Source organism: Clostridium sp. CM028, assembly GCF_030585565.1.
Lineage (GTDB): Bacteria > Bacillota > Clostridia > Clostridiales > Clostridiaceae > Clostridium_AD > Clostridium_AD estertheticum_B.
In genome coordinates this window covers 2,531,894-2,550,003 of record NZ_CP077766.1, presented here as the reverse complement: position 1 = coordinate 2,550,003, position 18,110 = coordinate 2,531,894, and the positions used below count along the sequence as shown (strand labels likewise).

Genomic DNA, 18,110 nt, shown 5'->3' with positions numbered 1-18,110 from the left:
TGTATTCATTATAAATTATATCACATTTTATGTTATTTACTAATTTATATATATAAGCCGTATATTTAGTAATCTAAAAAAATAACTAGTAACTTCCCTAGTTATTTTTTTAGATGATGCGCCTTGTAAAAAGTTAAATAACTTGATGACCGACACTTATTTGCAAAATCATTTTTTCTTGAGGGTTCTCTAATTTTATATGAATGTTACCTCCAGGAAGTATTATTAGAAAATGTTCATCTAGCATGTCTACCTCTCGATTTTTTTCAATATTTACTGTATCTATTTCTAAGTTTCCGTAAGCCTCCGCTATATTGTATTCATATCCAATGTTTAAACTACCAAAGTTAGTTATATTTTCTAACTGTTTATCCTCATTTGCAATGATTAAATGTGCGATATTTTTATTTTCTTCGGATTTACATACTAGATGATTTATAATACATAAACAATCACTTTGAACTGGATTATTGATAATTATACAATTAATTTTTTTTGATTCTTCAATTTCCATATTAAATATATCCTGACCTATATGGTGTTCATTATTATTTTTTAATTGAAATACTCTGATTTTATCACCTTATTTCTGTTGTTCTTTGTATAGTTTAGTCTATTCTCATAGTCATGATATTGCTATACTTAATTCAAAATAAAATATGTAACATCTTCATGTTTTTTAGTCACAAATACACATTATATTAAATAATATATTATTAAGTCTATGCATTAAATTCAGACTGCCCCATAAAAAGGAGGAATATTATGCCTTCCGCACCCAATTTGGACAAAATTAAAGATTCAATAAGCAATAGTTTAGATATTATATCAAACAAGTCTGAATATTTTATTGAAATATCAAAACTTAAATATAAAATCCATTCTGAAGAGAACAGTATGGAAGATCTCTACAAAGATATAGGAAAAGAACTGTACGCAATTTTTAAAACTAATAATCACATTGATGACTCCCTTTTAGATTATTGTAAGACATTAAAAAAAATAGAAGCCCGAATAAAAAATCTAGAAAAAAAGCTCAATAAAATTGATAATAAAAAATAAATAAAAAAGTATATATTACTATTAATGCATTCATTTCGCTATGAACTACTAATTTCAATGCATTATACGTAATATATACTTTGTTTTGCGCATGAAAATATTTGTTATTTATTTTAACGTACCCTGTTATGTAATTACATCCATGCCTTCAGCATGTAGTTTATTTAAATGTCTTATCTCTACAAAAATAAACACGGCTGTTATAATTGAAGCTAATGCATCTGAACTAGGTCCCGATAACCATACACCATCTAATCCAAAGAACCTTGGCAGAATAAATAGTAATGGTATGAGGAGTATTACTTGTCTGCTTAATCCTAAAAATATGGATATTTTAGCTTTACCTATAGCTTGGAAGTAGTTCGAACTAACTATTTGAAATCCTATTATAGGGAGCATAAACAGGTATATTCTAATGCCATGGCTACCTATTACTATTAGTTCTGGATCCTTATTAAACAAACTTATAATTTGTTTTGGAAATACCTGTATAATTATAAATCCAGTTGTAGTAATAGTTGTAGCTGCGATTATTGCTAATCTTAGGGCATGTTTTACTCGTCCATAGTTTTTTGATCCATAATTGTATCCGATAATTGGTTGACACCCTTGGTTAATTCCAAAAGTAGGCATTAACACCATCATCACCACACTCATAATAACTCCCATGGCTCCGAGTGCCATGTCCCCACCATATTTAACTAAACTTCTATTAGAAATAATAGACACTATACTTGCAGCAAGTTGCATTGAAAATGGCGACATACCTATAGCAAAAATGCTTTTTACAACCTTAGCATCTAATTTTAAATTTTTATAGCGTATTTTTAGCACACTATTCCCACCAAAGAAATAGGATAATACCCATATCATACTTACAGCCTGAGAAAGAATAGTTGCAATAGCTGCACCTCTAGTTCCCATATGAAAAACAAAAATGAAAATTGGATCTAAAATTGTATTTAATACTCCCCCAATCAACATTGTAACCATAGCTGCTCGCGGGTTACCCTCAGACCTTATTATATTATTCAGTCCAAATCCTACACTTTGAAATATTCCGCCTATAAGTATTATTGTTATGTATTCCTTAGCATATGGCAATATATCTTTACTCGCTCCAATTTTAAGTAACAGGGGTTCTAAAAATATAAGCCCTAAAATAGTTACTACAATTGAAAGTATAATAAGAAGAGTAAAGGCATTTCCTAAGATATGTTCTGCCTCTTCTTTTTTTTGTTGTCCAAGTTTAATAGATATAAGTGCGGCACTTCCAATTCCCACAAGCATTGCAAACGCCATAATCATAATAGCAATAGGAAATGTAACTGTAACTCCTGATAGTGCAAGTTTTCCTATTCCTCTTCCTATAAATATTCTATCTACAACATTATATAAACCATTAACTAGCATCCCTATAATGGCAGGAATTGAAAACTTCATAAGTAATTTACCTATATTTTCCTCTCCTAATTGTTTTGAGCTATCCAAAAAATCTCCTCCTCGTATGTATAATTATATAATCTTATCACAAAAGCTATCATTAATACAAAAAAGTATATAATATTACAAATTAGTTTAACGATATTTTAGAATAAAAGTCCTCCTCTTCTATAAGATGGAGTTACGGACTATAACAAATAAAAAACTTCAGAAGGAGTATAAATCTCCTTCTGAAGTCGTCGATGCATTATCTCCGTACCCCTTTAATTTAATTTAATTATAAATTTGCAACCTTTATCTATATCGCGCCCTAAATATATACTTCCTCCATGCTTTTCAATTATTGCCTTTGATATTGCAAGTCCAAGTCCTGTACCACCATTTTTAGAGTTTCTTGTAGAGTCTACCCTAACAAAAGGCTCAAAAATATCTCCTTCAAATTCCTTAGATATTCCTACTCCATCATCTTCAATAATAATTACAGCCGTGCCATCATCTATTAACAGCTTGATACTAATAGTAATCCCTGGACCATTGTATTTAATACTATTTAGTATAATGTTACTTATAGCTCTATCTAAATTTTTTCTATCAAACGGTATTTCAACTTCATCTTCGGTAATATCAAATTCATATTGAACACCTTTTTGCTCCATCATTGGTACATACCCGGCAATAAGTTCTCTTAAAAACTCGCCTACATCATGATTTCCTATATCTAATTTATATTCCGTACTTTCAACACGAGAAAATTCAAAAAGATCTTGAATTAAGTCATTTGCTCGTCTACTATTATTATTAATAACTTTTAATAACTTATTTTTATCTTCTGACGAGATATCCTCATTTTCTAATAAGAATTCTGAATACCCCAATATACTTGTTAATGGATTTTTTAAATCATGAGATATATCAAGAATCATCCTCTTCCTGTTATGTTCCGCTTTTTTCTTTAGTAGCTTTTCTTGCTGTATTTTTTCAGCCATTAGATTAAATGCATCTTTTAGTTGACCTATTTCATTCAAAGAATTAATTTCAACTCTCGCTGAATATTCTCCATTTTTTATAGTATTAACCCCTTGTAATAGTTTTTTTAATGGTTTAACAAAAATCCTTGATGTGAGTTTAGAATAAAGTACCATTGTAGATATTAAAAATATAAATATTATAAAGGGAAATATATTTAAAAAAATATGTCTTGTGTTTTTAGGTTTAGCGGCTTCTTCTATTTGATCTTTATGTTCAAGCCCCCAGGTATATGCGTCAAAAATACTGTCAGGCATAGCAGTTATTAAAATAAAGTCTTTATTTTCTCCATATTTACTAGAATAAAAATAACCATCTTTTAAATTATTAGTAATCATATCATTATAATAATCTAGTGAGTACTTAAATCCTGCTTTATGGTTACTTCCATTTTCCATCACAATAACTAGGTTTTTATCAAGCACTTCAACATATCCCTTATGTTTTATAAAATTCGTTACATTAATATCCTTATAATTTTGTTTTATCATATACTGTGCTGTAGCCTTATCCGTTGATGGATCAACATAATCAATAGAAATGTAAAAAAATAAAGCACCCATGGCTAGCATAAATATTGCAATTATAATAACCAAAAATAAAATGTAATTTTTAAACAATTGAGTTTCCATCTTCTTACTTTTAAAATATGTTGCTATCTTTTTTAATTTATTTCTATTAATCATGGTTCTTCTCCATTTTATATCCTATACCTCTTATTGTTTTTAAATATTTAGGATTTTTAGGGTCGTCTTCAATTTTTTCTCTAATATGGCTTATATGCACCATAATAGTATTAGAATCTCCATAATATGTATTACCCCAAACTATTTCATATAACTGTTTTTTGGTGTATACCTTTCCTGGATTCTCTAAAATAAACCCAAGTAGCCTATATTCCTTTGGATTTAAAACTATCTCTATATTGTTTTTATAAATAATACAACTTTCCTTGTCTAGCATCAACTCTCCAATTATTATTCCAGTTTTATAAGTTTTATTAGAATATTTATAATACCGTCGTAGCTGAGCCTTAACTCGTGCAATTATTTCAATGGGACTAAAAGGTTTTAATACATAATCATCAGCCCCTAGTCCAAGACCAAGGATTTTATCCGACTCTTCTTCTCTTGCAGTAATAAAAATCACCGGTATTTCGCTAGTTTCCCTAATCTTTTTTAAAACCTTAAATCCATCAATTTTCGGAATCATAACATCAAGTAGTGCAATATCTATATCTTTATTTTCAAATATATTTAAAGCTTGCATACCATCTTCTGCTGTGAATATTTGATATCCTTCTTTTGATAAATGAATCTCTAGCAATTCTCTAATATCCTGTTCATCTTCTACAATTAGAATATTCATCATATATCTCCCCCCAGCTTATATACATTGTACCTCTAAACTGCACTTTAACTCAAATAAAAAAAGAAAAAAGTATATATTACTGGTGCTTGCTCAAATGCATTTTCCATAATATATACCTTTCTCAGCCTGCTAAAATAATGTAAATCATATAATTTCTAATGAAAAAAGAATAGAGGGTATTCCCCCTCTATTCTTTACTTTATTAAATCATCTCCTGCGGAGCTGCAATATTAACGACTTCAGAAGGAGATTTAGACTCCCACTGAAGTTTTCTATTTGTTAGGGTATGTAACTCCCACTTATATATGTGGGAGACTTTCCTTCTGAAATGTCGTTAAAATCTTGTCGTACCGTCTTTCGTAACAATACCTTTGATTAATGACTTAGCTATTATTTTTTCTTGTACTATTTCATACGCATCTAATACCATTTTTACAGATAATTTTTGTTTTTCAACACTACTTGCATAAACAGTTGCAATAGCCTCACCCTTGTTTACAAAATCTCCGATTTTCTTATGAAGAACAATTCCCACTGATAAATCTATTTTGCTTTCTTTAGTTTCACGCCCAGCCCCTAAAACTAAAGCAGCCTTTCCTATGTCGTCAGCTTTTATTCCTTTCACATAGCCTTCATGGATTGATATAATGGGCTCTATAATAGCTGGCACTGGGAATATAGATGGATCGTCTACGTAAGCTGGATTTCCACCTTGTGATACTACAAGTTCTCTTAATTTCTGGATACCTTTTCCTGATTTTATAATATCCACAAGCACTTTTCTCGCCTGCTGCGCGTCCGTTGCTTTTCCTCCTAATACAAGCATATGTGCTCCTAAGGTTAAACAAAGTTCTGTAAGATCTTCTGGACCTTCACCTTTTAATGTATCTATAGCTTCTTTTACTTCTAAAGCATTACCAACTGCGTAACCTAATGGTTGGTCCATATCAGTTATTACACCAATAGTATTTCTACCTACATTAGTTCCTATATCAACCATCTCTCTTGCAAGTTCAAAGGCATCATCCTCATTTTTCATAAATGCACCACTACCTGTTTTTACATCGAGTACTATGGCATCTGCTCCAGAAGCTATTTTTTTACTCATTATACTTCCTGCAATTAAAGACATATTATCAACAGTCCCGGTAACATCACGAAGTGCATATATTTTCTTGTCTGCTGGTGCTAAATCAGCAGTTTGACCACCTATAGCAATTTTGGCTTTGTTTACATTTTGCATAAACTTTTCAATTGACATGGCAACTGAGAAGCCTTCAAAAGATTCTAGCTTGTCAATAGTTCCACCAGTATGTCCGAGTCCTCTTCCTGACATCTTAGCAACTGGCACGCCTGCTGCTGCAACAATAGGCCCAAGAATTAAAGTAGTTGTATCACCTACACCACCAGTACTATGCTTATCAACCTTTACACCTTCAATAGACGATAAATCAATAGTTTCACCACTATTCACCATTGCCATTGTTAAATCTTTAGTTTCTCTCTTATTCATTTTTTGAAAGTATATAGCCATAAGCAATGCTGAAACTTGATAATCCGGGATAGTTCCATCTGTATATCCGCCAACAAAAAAATTAATTTCTTCTGTAGTAAGTTCGTTGCCATTTCTTTTTTTTATTATTAAATCATTCATTCTCATACTAATCACCCCTAATTATTCATTTTAAATATATTTATATGTCTTCAAATTTAATAATTATAATTTGACTATTTAAATCCCTGGACTATTGCTATAGAACTACTAGCTCCTACTCTACTAGCGCCTGCTTCAATAACAGCTTTTGCATCTTCAGCTGTCCTTACTGCTCCAGACGCTTTAACTCCCATTTCTGGTCCTACAGTCTCTCTCATTAATTTTACATCATGAATTGTTGCTCCACCTGTTGAAAATCCTGTTGAAGTTTTTACGAAGTCCGCTCCAGCTTCTTTAGCTATTTGACATACCCTAACTTTTTGTGCATCTGTTAAAAGACAAGTTTCTATTATTACCTTTACTAGTGCGTATCCTTTACAAGCACCAACTACTGCTTTAATTTCATCTTTTACTACATCAAACTTGTTTGATTTTATAGCACCAACATTAACTACCATATCTATTTCCTGCGCACCATTTTCAATTGCTTGTTTTGCTTCAAATGCTTTAACTTCTTTTGTTGTAGCTCCCAGTGGAAAACCAACAACGATACAAGTTTTTACGTTACTTCCTTCTAATTCTCTTCTTACAAGTGATGCGTAATATGCATTAGCACATACTGAAGCAAATCCGTATTCTTTAGCTTCAGAACAAACTTTTATAATTTGGTCCTCGCAGGCTTCTTGTTTTAATAGTGTATGGTCTATATATTGTTCTATTTTCATATTAATCTTCTCCTTTATTTTTTATAAAATTATTTCCTATATACTTTTCTGATCCTTTTAAGAGAATCTCTGGCAAAATAGTTACTCTTTTAATTTCGGTAGGCTTGTTACTATTTAAATATTCTAATAACATTCTCATACCAATTCTGCCAAGTTCAATAGATGGCCCATTAATAAAACTAATGTTCATCCCTATTATATTTAACATATCAAGCTTATCAAACCCAATAATCGCCATATCACGCGGTACATCTATTTTTTCTTCATAAAAAGCTTTTATGCATCCCAAAATCATGGTATTACTACTTACAAAAATAGCAGTAGGTCTATTATCCATTTTCAATATTTGCTTTGTGATTTCATAAGCAGTTTCATATTTGTAGTCACCATAAAAAATATATTCCTTTGCTACAGGAATATTATTAGCTTCTAATGCTTTTTCATATCCTAGCAATCGTTCTTTTGCAGGTCTAGAATTCATATTTCCTGTAATTATAGCAATTTTTGTGTGACCTGCTTCTATTAAAGTAGTTGTTCCAGCATAAGCCCCTTTTATATGATCTATAAAAACTCCACTAAAATCAAGATACTCAACATGCCCATCAATTAAAATTATTGGAATTTCTAAGCTTTTAAGAGCATTTAAGTTTTCACTATTACCTGAATCTTTGTAGAACGTTGGAGTTATAAGGAGTCCTTGAATCCTTTGCTGCTTAAGAACATTAATAGCTTTTAGTTCCTTATCTTTATTCTCATCAGTATCACAAAGAATTATATTTAGATTATGTTCATCCGCAATTTCAGTTACACCTTTAATAATCTCCCCAAAAAACAAATTGTTTATATCAGGAACTATAACTCCAATAGTATTAGTTTTACTTTTGGATAGGCTTCTAGCTATAGCACTAGGTGTATAATTTAGATCTTTTATTACCTTTTGAACTTTTTTTCTTGTTTCATCTTTTACATAACCTGAATTGTTTAACACTCTTGACACTGTTGCATGTGATACTTTAGACTTTTGCGCAATATCACTTATTGTCACTGTCATTTTAGCCATCCTCACTTTCAGGAAAACGATTGTAAAATTCTAAATAAATACCCTTAAGACTCAATTTTCTGAAATATGTTACCGCTTTCACATTTAGTATACTGCAAGGTTATGTAAATTTCAATAGGATTTATTCGACATTTTTATGAATTTTATAACTCTATGTTTGTCTTTCAAAACATGTAGTCACCATTTGAAATATGTCAGAAATAAATAAGATGTACTTTTGGTACACAAAACAAACGCCTAAGGACTATTTCAAAAAGTATACTTTATGAAATAGTCCTTAATCCACCTTTTGGATGCTGCATGTAAAAATATAACAGGCATGCCAGCATTAACTAATATGATAGAAAGGAATAGGCAATAAAGAAATTCAGAATCTCATTCTCACCATGAATAAATAATATAATATACAAGGTAATCCGATGGCAGATAGTATTGTGATTGCAGTATGTACTTTTTTCTCATCTCGTAATATACACAATAAAAACTTATACCCTAAAATACCAATCAATCCACCCAAACAATTTAGAAATATATCATCAATGTCTGATGCTCCAATGCCTAAAAGCCCCTGAATGATTTCAACAAACAAACTCACTATAAATATAAACAACAAATTGGTTATTACTCTTTTATCATTTTTGAATAATGACAAATATGTACCAAGTGGAATAAAAATAACTATATTGCCACCCACATTACCAAAAGCAAATGCTTTTATATTCGCAGAACTGCCAGATATATATTGCATTATACTATAAAAAGGAATGAGATTGATTGACCTATGCTCCAAATGCGAAATTCTTGATAACAACAATATTTTACTTAATAAAAGTATGTAACAAATGAAAACACCATATAAAAAGACTGTTTTAATTCTCTCTCGTTTATTCATAATACCTCCATTTATTCCTCTATTGATTTATTTAATGGTGCATGGAAGCTAATCGATATGATGTTCTGTACACTAAAATAAGCGGACTATTAGATATTGAAAAAGCTACGGAAGATTAATAATTATTCTTAGCTTTTTTTTAGCTACTAAATGAATTTTAGCCCTATCTCAATGTTCTAAATTCATATCCTTTTTCTTTTAAATACCTTATGATTCTAGGTAATGCTTTAGCCGTTTCTTCCTTACCATATGTATCATGCATCAAAAGGACTACCTTTTCAGTAGTTCCTATAGATGCTTTTGTTAACTCGAATATTTCATCTGCAGTTTTCTTTTTCCCCTCTGAATCAAAATCATAGGCATTCCAATCAATCTCATACATATTGTTTTCCTTTAATCTAGTACTAAACTCATCCAAATTAGGGTCATTATAGTGTTTTCTAGACATATATCCACCTGGCATTCTCAGAACTCTTGTATGAAAATCTTGTCCAATAATTCCTCTTATTACCTCATTGGTTTCATTAACTTCATTCATGTAGGTTCCTATATCAATCTTATTCCCAGGATATATCTTTTTTAAATCGTGGCTATATGTATGATTTCCTAAGGCATGACCATCTTCAAAAGCTCTTTTTACTATCTGCTTACTTTTTTCATCAGCTTCTACGCTTTTCCCAATTAAAAAGAAAGTTGCTTTCACTTCTTCTTCATTTAATACATCCAATATTTTAGAAGTCACCGTGACAGATGGCCCATCATCAAAAGTAAGAAAAACCATTTTTTTACCATCTTTCTTACTACTCATTAAACCCTTTAATTTTGAAATATCATAGGTATACTTATCCCCTTTTTCGTTCACATTTGACCCCTTGATAAGACCTCTATCCGTTGTACTACCTTCATTTTTAGGTTTAGTTTCTTCAACATCCTTAACTATTTCTACCCTACTAGCTTGTCCATCTTTATTATAAAAATGATTATATACCTTATAACCCCCAGAAAAACTTCCAATAATTAAGGATAATATTAAAATATTCTTTATTGTTACAAGGCCTTTGTTTTTTCGCCTATTTCTTCTTATCATTTGTGTTATTTGCATTATTTTTTCTCCTCATATAATCTAGTTATGAATTTTATCGCTTTAGTTCTCACAGGGACAATTAAAATGGCCGCCCAAAGCTTCCCATTCCCGTACAGAATATCAATAACGGCTCGGGCTTATTCTCAGCATTTCCCTATTATTTCATAGGTTCAAATTCTGGTTCAGAAGTAAAATTATTTTCATGATCAATAAATGTTATGCATACATTATTATTTTCTAAGTGTACTGAAACTGCTTAGCCATTTTGATCCTTGCTTTGTTTATAACGTACAGGTATATACTATTCCTTTTTTTTAAATAATTATATTAATTTCAATTGTAATTACTTGTAAATTTTTGCAGATTCATAAAATTACCCTTTTCAACCGACCTCCTAAACGACTTAGCAGTTCACTGGCAATTGTCCCAGCATTTTTAGCTAATTGTTGTGCTGTAATTTTCTCTGGGCCATCACAACCAATCAATGTAGCAATTTCATTTTTACGAGCATCAGGAATATCGGTGACATCAACCATGAGTTGATCCATACAAATCCGGCCAATTGTTGGTGCAAAGCAGCCGTGAATCAAGACATAACCCACTCCACAGGAAAGGCTTCTCGGCAGGCCATCTGCAAAACCTATAGGAAGAATGGCAACGCGGGTCTCCCTTTGTGCAATAAATTGACGGCCATAGCTGACACTTTCTCCTGTATAAATTGTTTTTACGAGTACAATTCTCGCTTTTAAAGCCAGAACAGGTTGCAAATTTATCTGCATTCTTGTTTTATTATCGGGCGAACTTAATGCACCGTATAGTGCATCTCCGATTCTGACATAATCGCATTGGAGTTCTGGATAGTTCAAGACTCCATAACTGCTTTGAATGTGAATTTTAGGTAATGTATGCCCAAGTTTCTCAAGCCGATGCAACAGTGCATAAAAACTATGAAATTGATTTATGGTAAATTCAGTATCATCTGCTTTTGTGCTATCTGCGACGCATAGATGAGTGAAAATTCCACAAACCTTCAAATTCTCGCATCCCAGGATTTTATCAATCTCCATCGTGTTGTTGCAGCGTTCACCCAAACGATGCATACCAGTATCAATTTTGATGTGAACCTGTATAAGTTTTCCGAACACATTAAGCTGTTTTGCGTGGTCATAATCGGTTATCGTCTGCATCAAATTGTAACAAAGCATTTCTCTAGACCTCTTCGGTGAGGTATAACCTAAAATCAGTATATTGCCTTCAATTCCGTGCATCCGCAAATGGATAGCCTCGTCTATTGTGGCAACAGCGAAAGATTTAACGCCCAATTGGTTTAGATTGGCTGCTACCTCCACATCGCCGTGCCCATAGGCATTGGCTTTCACAACAGCCATCAATTCGCATCCATCTGAAAGAACCTCACTTAAGGCTTTCACATTATGTTTTAAGTTGGTTAAATTGATTTCAATCCACGCTCTGTCCATATGTGTTTGTTTTGAATTAAATTCCATTCTTTTCGTTTTTTTTAAAATCATACTGCTAAGGTTCGCAGTATCTTTAGGGTCTAATGTTAGTGTCCTCATCGTCTCATCTCCAGCATTATTAGGGAATCTACAATTTTATCAAAAGTCATACCAATTCCTTTAAGCATATTGGGATAGCGGCTATGAGAAGTAAACCCGGGAATGGTATTGACTTCATTAAAAATGATATCTCTATCCGGTGTTAAAAATAGGTCTACCCGTGCAAATCCGGAACATCGCAGCGCCTGATAAATTATGACAGATGTCCGCTTGATCCGCACAGCCATATCTGCGTCAATGCGGGCAGGCATATGAATTTGGGAGGTTTTCGGGGTGTATTTTTCGATATAATCATTAAACCCATTCGACAGTTCTATCTCATCCACCTCTCCAATAGTAAGTGAATCATTGCCAAGGACAGCGCAACCAACTTCGAATCCATTGATTGCTTCCTCTATGAGGATCTTATTGTCATACTGAAAGGCGACAGCGATCGCACCTTGAAGTTCGCTCTCTTGCGAAACCTTTGTGATGCCAAGAGAGGACCCTCCACTTACGGGTTTAACAAACATTGGAAATTTTAAGGGAACAATCCGCTCCATCAGTTCTGCATCGGAAATCTTAGATCTAAGCAAAATTGATGGGGGCGTTTTTACTCCAGCCAAATGAACGATTTTATGGGCAATGTCTTTGTCCATGCACATTGCCGAGCTCAACGTGTCGCATCCTACAAAAGGGATACCAGCCATCGTCAATAAACCTTGTACTGTTCCGTCCTCACCGTTTTTTCCATGAAGGACGGGAAAAACCACATCAATTCTGGTCGCAATTATCTTATCATCATAAAACTCAAGCATCCCATGAATATGCCGATCAGGTGAAATAATAGCCGGAACACAGGCCCCAATATCCATCCATGTATTGTCACGAATTTGCTCCGGTGAACCATCATATCTCATCCAAACTCCCCACCGCGTAATACCGATTAGGATTACATCGTAATATTCCAGGTTAAGGCTTATAATAACAGAATAAGCAGATTGTAAGGAAACCTCATATTCGCTAGAACATCCCCCAAATATGATTGCAATTGTTTTCTTTTTCATTGTATTATTCTCCTTTTTCTATAATTTCTATATCATCATGCAACTGATATCCTATTTCACATATATTGTTATAAAGAAGACTATCGTAAAACTGTTGTAATTTTTCATCTGACTTTCTTTGATAAATAGATACATGCTGAAATACATTGCACCCTTTTCTATAATAGGATATATCTCGATCAAATATTTCGCACGTGAAATCTAGCTCTTTATTTGTCAAAATACAACCTTGCATATAGCTGTCATCGAATGTAATCTTTATTTGGAATATGGAATTTGTCTCATTTTTAACCTTTAAATCCAACCATCCCTCGCTGACAGTAGCATCCGTAGCTTCGGGAATATCACTTGCTTCTGATGAAAATATTTTAATATCGTGGGTATGTCGCTCTACAATTGTAAGTGGGGTGTGGATCAGCAACCAAAAAACTAAATTACTTAATTGACAAAGTCCACCACCATACTCCCCTACTATTTTTCCATCCTGTAAGACTAATCCATCTTTATAATTTTCATAACGGTCGGCTGATTTGACAAGTTGCCAAAAGGAAAAGGTTTCTCCAGGTTGTATTAAAATATTGTTAACTGTTTTGGCAGCAAGTTTTAGGTTATATACTTTATTAATTTGATATTGTAAATCAAATCCACTGTTGTCGTTTATCAACAAAGACCCTGCTTCGAATACCTTGTAGAGTAATTCATTATCTTCTTTCGTTTTCGCATAGCTGTTTTTATCAAAATACATATGTATGTAGAAGAAATTTTTTCTTTGCATTTTTCTAAGTGGCAATAAAAATGGGAATATCTGTGTAATTCTCTTTCGTGTCATATAATCTATCCTTCCATCTATTTATTTGTAATATCTTTTCCTTACTCTCTAATATTACAAGAATTAGTTTAAGAAAATTGTAATTAAATCTTAAGATTTCTTAAGATTACAACTTATTAAGCAATATAATTAAACAATAGTTTTAATTTTTTTTTGTAGCATTTTTGTTAATTTTATCATTTGCATCATATGGAGATATATTCATTATTGAAAACAAATCTGAAAATAGCCTACGTGCTGCTGGTACTGCTGTCTGTCTCGCATAATATTTCATTGAGTTTGGTTCCTCTATAGTAGCTATTGAGCTTACCTTTGTATTACTTGAAGGGTCCATACCTACAGTTGAATTTACAGTAATTATATTTAAATACAACAATACAGTATCCTGCATTTATCATATTATAAATTAGGTAATCATTATACGAGTAGTGTTGTTAATAAGTTTTTATGGGAAGCTTATTTTTTTCCTAAGTTGTTGTACACTGTTAATGCATCGGTAATATTGTACTGCTCAGATTTGTGATTTCCCTTAGCACCGACTGTAATCAAAATATATTCTTTCCCGCCTACTTTAGCGAGACTTGCGAGGCATAGACCAGCCTTATCGGTATACCCAGTTTTTCCTCCTAAAATTTTTCCGCCACCAATATTTGAACCGTTAAGTTTTTCAAACATTGTACTGTTAAATGTTATCCCATCAGGGTGCTTATTCGTGGATTGGGTTGAATAGCTGGAAGAAGTGAAAATCTTACGGAATGTATCATTTTTAAGTGCATAGCTAAGAATTATAGTCATATCCTTAACCGTTGTATAGTGATTTTTATTGTCAAGTCCAGTCACATTGTCAAAATGGGTGTTATTCATACCGAGCTCTGCCGCCTTTTGGTTCATCATCTTTACAAAGTTCTGCTCTGAACCAGCAATTTTGTCGGCAAGCCCAATAGAACACTCCCCACCACTTGGTAGCAGCGCCCCGTATAGCAGGTCAATTGCACTGACTTGCTCATTCGGTAAGAAGCCGGCCATTGAAGCATCTGCATTGTACAGCTTTTTAAACATAGAATTAGGGAGTTCTATTTTTTCCTGCAAATTTGACAAATTTTCTATTGCAACAATTGCGGTAATTATTTTGGTCAAGGACGCAGGATTAATTTTTTCTTCACTCTTTTTCTGCATCATGATAGTGTGATCATTTAAGCAGACCAGAATCGCATGAGGACTATTCAGATTATTTGAAGATATAGAACTAGATGGGTCAGATGCTACCATTACCGAGGGCCTCAGCGTGGTTTTATTATCGCCACTCTTATCATGTAAAGATCGGCCTCCAACGATAGTAATAGATTTATATACGAGAAGGACAATGACAACCATCAATAATAATGACAAAAAAATTACTTTTGTTTTCTTCTTAGGTTTTTTAAGCATAATAAAACATCTCCTTATTTTGTGCTGGTTTTGTTTAATCACAGAAGATTGCACTTTTCTTCTCTTATGTATTATTTATTCATCACGTTTTACAGGAGTAAAATTATAAACTCCTTAATTTAATATTTTTAAAACTCATCCTTTTAACCATTTAAAGGATTGCTATTTTAATAACCTGTTTATTTTATGGTATTTACATATCTCGCCTTACCCTCAAAATATATATCTCACCTGGATGTTACCTTTCCATATCTCTGCACCTAGTTTATTATCATGTTCAAAACATATTTACTCTTCAAAGCTTGTACATTACCTTCTTCACTATCTTATTTCTAATATTACCAAAAGGAGTTTAAGAAAATTGTAATTAATTCTTAAGATTTCTTAAGATTACAATTTATTAAGAAATATTATTACAAAGCTTTGGTCCCAATTCTCATATTATAAACAACCGCTCCATAAAAAAAATAAAAAGGCTACATTCCTTTAAATTATCTTAAAGGGAATGTAGCCTTTTTATTTGGATATTTATTCTGAAGTCATAAATTGACTTTATTAAGAATTTTGCGGTAACTTCTAAATTTTTTTACCATTTTATATACCCAAAATCCTAAAATTGATCCTAAAACATTTAATATAATATCATCAATATCCAAGAACCTAAACTAAAAACTAACTGTATTATTTCAATTGATAAACTTACTGCAATTGTATAAAGAAGATATTTTTCAACTTGTTATATTCATTAAATACCTGTAGCCTAAGATGCTTTTATATTAATAGCTACAGATGTGAATTAACCTATACCATCCTTAGGTAATTCACTTTATTACTCTTATATCAGCTATTTATGGAAGCTTATTACCCGCCGCCCTATATATCTCATACCACTCAATCCTTGTTAGTTTAACCTGCGAGGCCTTACAAATATCCTTTAAACGCTTTTGGTTTGTTGTACCCACTAATGGCTGGATTTTAGCAGGATGCCTTAGAATCCAAGTAATTGCAATTGCTGTATTTGATACACCTCTAGTAGCTGCAATTTCGTTTATTGTTTAGCTCTGGGAATTTATCACCTTATTAACTATCCAAGGGCAATTTAATTATAAAAGCAGTTCTCTCATAATTGCTTTCAACAAAAATTTCACCTTCATGAAGCTCTATTATACTTTTGGTTATAGCGAGACCTAATCCTGAACCTCCAGTAAATCCTGAACGTGATTTTTCAACTCTATAGAACCTTTCAAAAATAAAAGGTACATCTATACTTGGTATTGGCTCACCATAATTAATTATCTCTATAACCGCACTATTATTTTCTTTCCTAGTACATATGTCAATATACTCAGTCCCACTACCATAGTTCATGCCATTAGAAATTAGATTTTCAAATGCCCTAGCCATTTTAACTGCATCAGCCACTATTAAGAGTTTATCCTCCGAAAAATATGTCCTACACTCTATATCTACTTTTCTAAACTCTAGCCTAAATTCCAATACCATTTGATTTATTAGTTCAATTACGTTTATTAATTCTTTATTTAATTTTAAAGTACTATTCCTCATTATAGTATACTGAAATAAATCATTGATTAAATTATTCAATCGTTTTGATTTTTCATAGGCAATATTTACATAATATCTAAGTTCAACTTCATCTTTATATTTATCCTTATCTATGAGTTCAAGATACCCTAGTATTGATGTTAATGGAGTACGTAAATCATGAGATACATTTGTTATTAATTCATACTTTGTTTGTTCGGATCTCCGCTCTTCCTCTATTGATTTATTTAATTTTTCTATTATTTCATTCATATTTTTAGCTATTTTCCCTAGCTCTGCTTTCGATTGTTCTGGTATCTTTTTATCTATCCTACCCTCTGCTATAGCTTTTATATGTTCATCGACTTCTACAAAGTACTTAATCTTCTTGTAAAGCAATAAATGGGAATAACTTATAAAAATTATTATCCATAGTTCAATTGCTATCTTTATAAAATCGTAATGTAGCCTTGCCCTATAAATTCTATCTAAAACTTGTTGTGAATAGATTGCACCTATTTCCAAAAAAAACTTCCACATAATATACATTACTGCCATTGTTAATGCTGATAATAGAAAAGCAAGTAATATATTAAAAACTACTTTTAACTCTAATTTATATATAAGTTTTCTTTTCAATTTTATACCCTACTCCCCATATAGTATGAATAAGTTTCTCACCATCTAAAACCTCATCAAGCTTATCTCTTAATTTACTCATGTGAGTCATAACTGTATTATTAGATTGATAATATTTTTCCTTCCAAACCCTTTGAAATATTTCTTCTGCACTAAAAACTCTCCCTGGATTATTAGCTAAGACGTGTAATATTTCGAACTCTGTAGAAGTTAAAGCAATAATCTTATTATATACTTCTACCCGATGAGTGGATTTTTTAATTTTAAGTGGTCCTATAACTATAATATCTCTATCTTTTAATTCGTTGCTATTTTTATCGAATTCGTAAATTCTTCTAAATATAGACTTAACTCTAACCATAAGCTCTAAAGGATTAAATGGTTTTACCATATAATCATCAGCTCCTGACAATAGCCCTTTTATTTTATCTGAATCTTGATTTTTAGCACTTAACATAATTATAGGTATATTAAGCTTCTCGCGAACTTTGTTACACACTTTTATACCATCAATTTTAGGCATCATTATATCTAGTATTATAAGATTTATATTATAATTATCTATAACCTGCAAAGCTTGTTCCCCATCATATGCTTTGTAAATATCATGTCCTTCATTGGTTAAATATATTTCAATTAAATTAACTATTTCTTTATCATCATCTACAACTAATATATTTTTACCCATATAATCACTCCATTTATTTGTTCAGATAGCATTTTGTTCAA

The 18,110-nt window shown here is 31.9% G+C and carries 17 protein-coding genes and 1 pseudogene; 1 reads left to right on the top strand and 17 read right to left on the bottom strand.

The window, feature by feature from the left end; all coding sequences use genetic code 11:
• Positions 1–133: 133 nt before the first annotated feature.
• Positions 134–514: a hypothetical protein gene (locus KTC94_RS11945; protein WP_216303766.1), complete on the bottom strand. Its 381-nt coding sequence runs from the start codon at positions 512–514 to the stop codon at positions 134–136.
• Between the two features lie 251 nt (positions 515–765).
• Here KTC94_RS11945 and KTC94_RS11940 point away from each other — a divergent pair, with 251 nt between their 5' ends.
• Positions 766–1,062 carry a zinc ribbon domain-containing protein gene (locus KTC94_RS11940; protein ID WP_165412371.1) on the top strand — a complete coding sequence of 99 codons (297 nt, stop codon included), beginning with the start codon at positions 766–768 and terminating at the stop codon, positions 1,060–1,062.
• A gap of 126 nt (positions 1,063–1,188) precedes the next feature.
• On the opposite strand, the gene KTC94_RS11935 is transcribed toward KTC94_RS11940, so the two are convergent.
• From KTC94_RS11935 to KTC94_RS11860, 16 genes and pseudogenes are all read right to left on the bottom strand, one after another.
• Positions 1,189–2,553 carry an MATE family efflux transporter gene (locus KTC94_RS11935; protein WP_220319869.1) on the bottom strand — a complete coding sequence of 455 codons (1,365 nt, stop codon included), beginning with the start codon at positions 2,551–2,553 and terminating at the stop codon, positions 1,189–1,191.
• A gap of 215 nt (positions 2,554–2,768) precedes the next feature.
• Positions 2,769–4,217: a HAMP domain-containing sensor histidine kinase gene (locus KTC94_RS11930; RefSeq protein ID WP_220286265.1), complete on the bottom strand. Its 1,449-nt coding sequence runs from the start codon at positions 4,215–4,217 to the stop codon at positions 2,769–2,771.
• Entirely contained in the window at positions 4,210–4,899 is a 690-nt protein-coding gene (locus KTC94_RS11925; protein WP_216303795.1) for a response regulator transcription factor, read from the bottom strand. The genes KTC94_RS11930 and KTC94_RS11925 overlap by 8 nt, the downstream gene beginning before the upstream one ends.
• Positions 4,900–5,236: 337 nt before the next feature.
• A complete protein-coding gene (locus KTC94_RS11920; protein WP_216302050.1) occupies positions 5,237–6,562 on the bottom strand; it encodes a pyrimidine-nucleoside phosphorylase in 1,326 nt (441 codons plus the stop codon).
• A gap of 68 nt (positions 6,563–6,630) precedes the next feature.
• Positions 6,631–7,281 carry a deoxyribose-phosphate aldolase gene (gene deoC / locus KTC94_RS11915; protein ID WP_220319870.1) on the bottom strand — a complete coding sequence of 217 codons (651 nt, stop codon included), beginning with the start codon at positions 7,279–7,281 and terminating at the stop codon, positions 6,631–6,633.
• A 1-nt stretch (position 7,282) separates the two neighbouring features.
• Positions 7,283–8,332 (bottom strand): LacI family DNA-binding transcriptional regulator, encoded by a 1,050-nt coding sequence (locus KTC94_RS11910; protein WP_220319871.1) that lies wholly within the window; start codon positions 8,330–8,332, stop codon positions 7,283–7,285.
• Between the two features lie 376 nt (positions 8,333–8,708).
• Complete coding sequence (locus KTC94_RS11905) at positions 8,709–9,233, bottom strand: VanZ family protein (RefSeq protein ID WP_220286263.1); 525 nt, start codon at positions 9,231–9,233, stop codon at positions 8,709–8,711.
• 163 nt (positions 9,234–9,396) lie between these two features.
• Complete coding sequence (locus tag KTC94_RS11900) at positions 9,397–10,335, bottom strand: polysaccharide deacetylase family protein (protein ID WP_258876411.1); 939 nt, start codon at positions 10,333–10,335, stop codon at positions 9,397–9,399.
• Between the two features lie 347 nt (positions 10,336–10,682).
• Positions 10,683–11,894: a serine racemase VanT catalytic subunit gene (gene vanT, locus KTC94_RS11895; protein ID WP_220319872.1), complete on the bottom strand. Its 1,212-nt coding sequence runs from the start codon at positions 11,892–11,894 to the stop codon at positions 10,683–10,685.
• The gene (vanG, locus tag KTC94_RS11890) at positions 11,891–12,940 is read right to left on the bottom strand and encodes a D-alanine--D-serine ligase VanG (RefSeq protein WP_220286261.1); all 1,050 of its coding nucleotides are present in this window, start codon (positions 12,938–12,940) and stop codon (positions 11,891–11,893) included. The genes vanT and vanG overlap by 4 nt, the downstream gene beginning before the upstream one ends.
• A gap of 4 nt (positions 12,941–12,944) precedes the next feature.
• Positions 12,945–13,769 (bottom strand): glycopeptide resistance accessory protein VanW, encoded by an 825-nt coding sequence (vanW, locus tag KTC94_RS11885; RefSeq protein WP_220319873.1) that lies wholly within the window; start codon positions 13,767–13,769, stop codon positions 12,945–12,947.
• A gap of 142 nt (positions 13,770–13,911) precedes the next feature.
• On the bottom strand, positions 13,912–14,145 hold the full coding sequence (locus KTC94_RS11880; RefSeq protein ID WP_216302057.1) for a hypothetical protein: 234 nt from the start codon (positions 14,143–14,145) through the stop codon (positions 13,912–13,914).
• 80 nt (positions 14,146–14,225) lie between these two features.
• The gene (locus tag KTC94_RS11875; protein ID WP_216302058.1) at positions 14,226–15,197 is read right to left on the bottom strand and encodes a D-alanyl-D-alanine carboxypeptidase family protein; all 972 of its coding nucleotides are present in this window, start codon (positions 15,195–15,197) and stop codon (positions 14,226–14,228) included.
• An 848-nt stretch (positions 15,198–16,045) separates the two neighbouring features.
• Positions 16,046–16,271, bottom strand: a pseudogene (locus KTC94_RS11870) (aldo/keto reductase); the annotation flags it as partial.
• Between the two features lie 6 nt (positions 16,272–16,277).
• Entirely contained in the window at positions 16,278–17,381 is a 1,104-nt protein-coding gene (locus tag KTC94_RS11865; RefSeq protein ID WP_216302059.1) for a cell wall metabolism sensor histidine kinase WalK, read from the bottom strand.
• Positions 17,359–18,069 (bottom strand): response regulator transcription factor, encoded by a 711-nt coding sequence (locus KTC94_RS11860; protein WP_220319874.1) that lies wholly within the window; start codon positions 18,067–18,069, stop codon positions 17,359–17,361. The genes KTC94_RS11865 and KTC94_RS11860 overlap by 23 nt, the downstream gene beginning before the upstream one ends.
• Between the last annotated feature and the right edge of the window lie 41 nt (positions 18,070–18,110).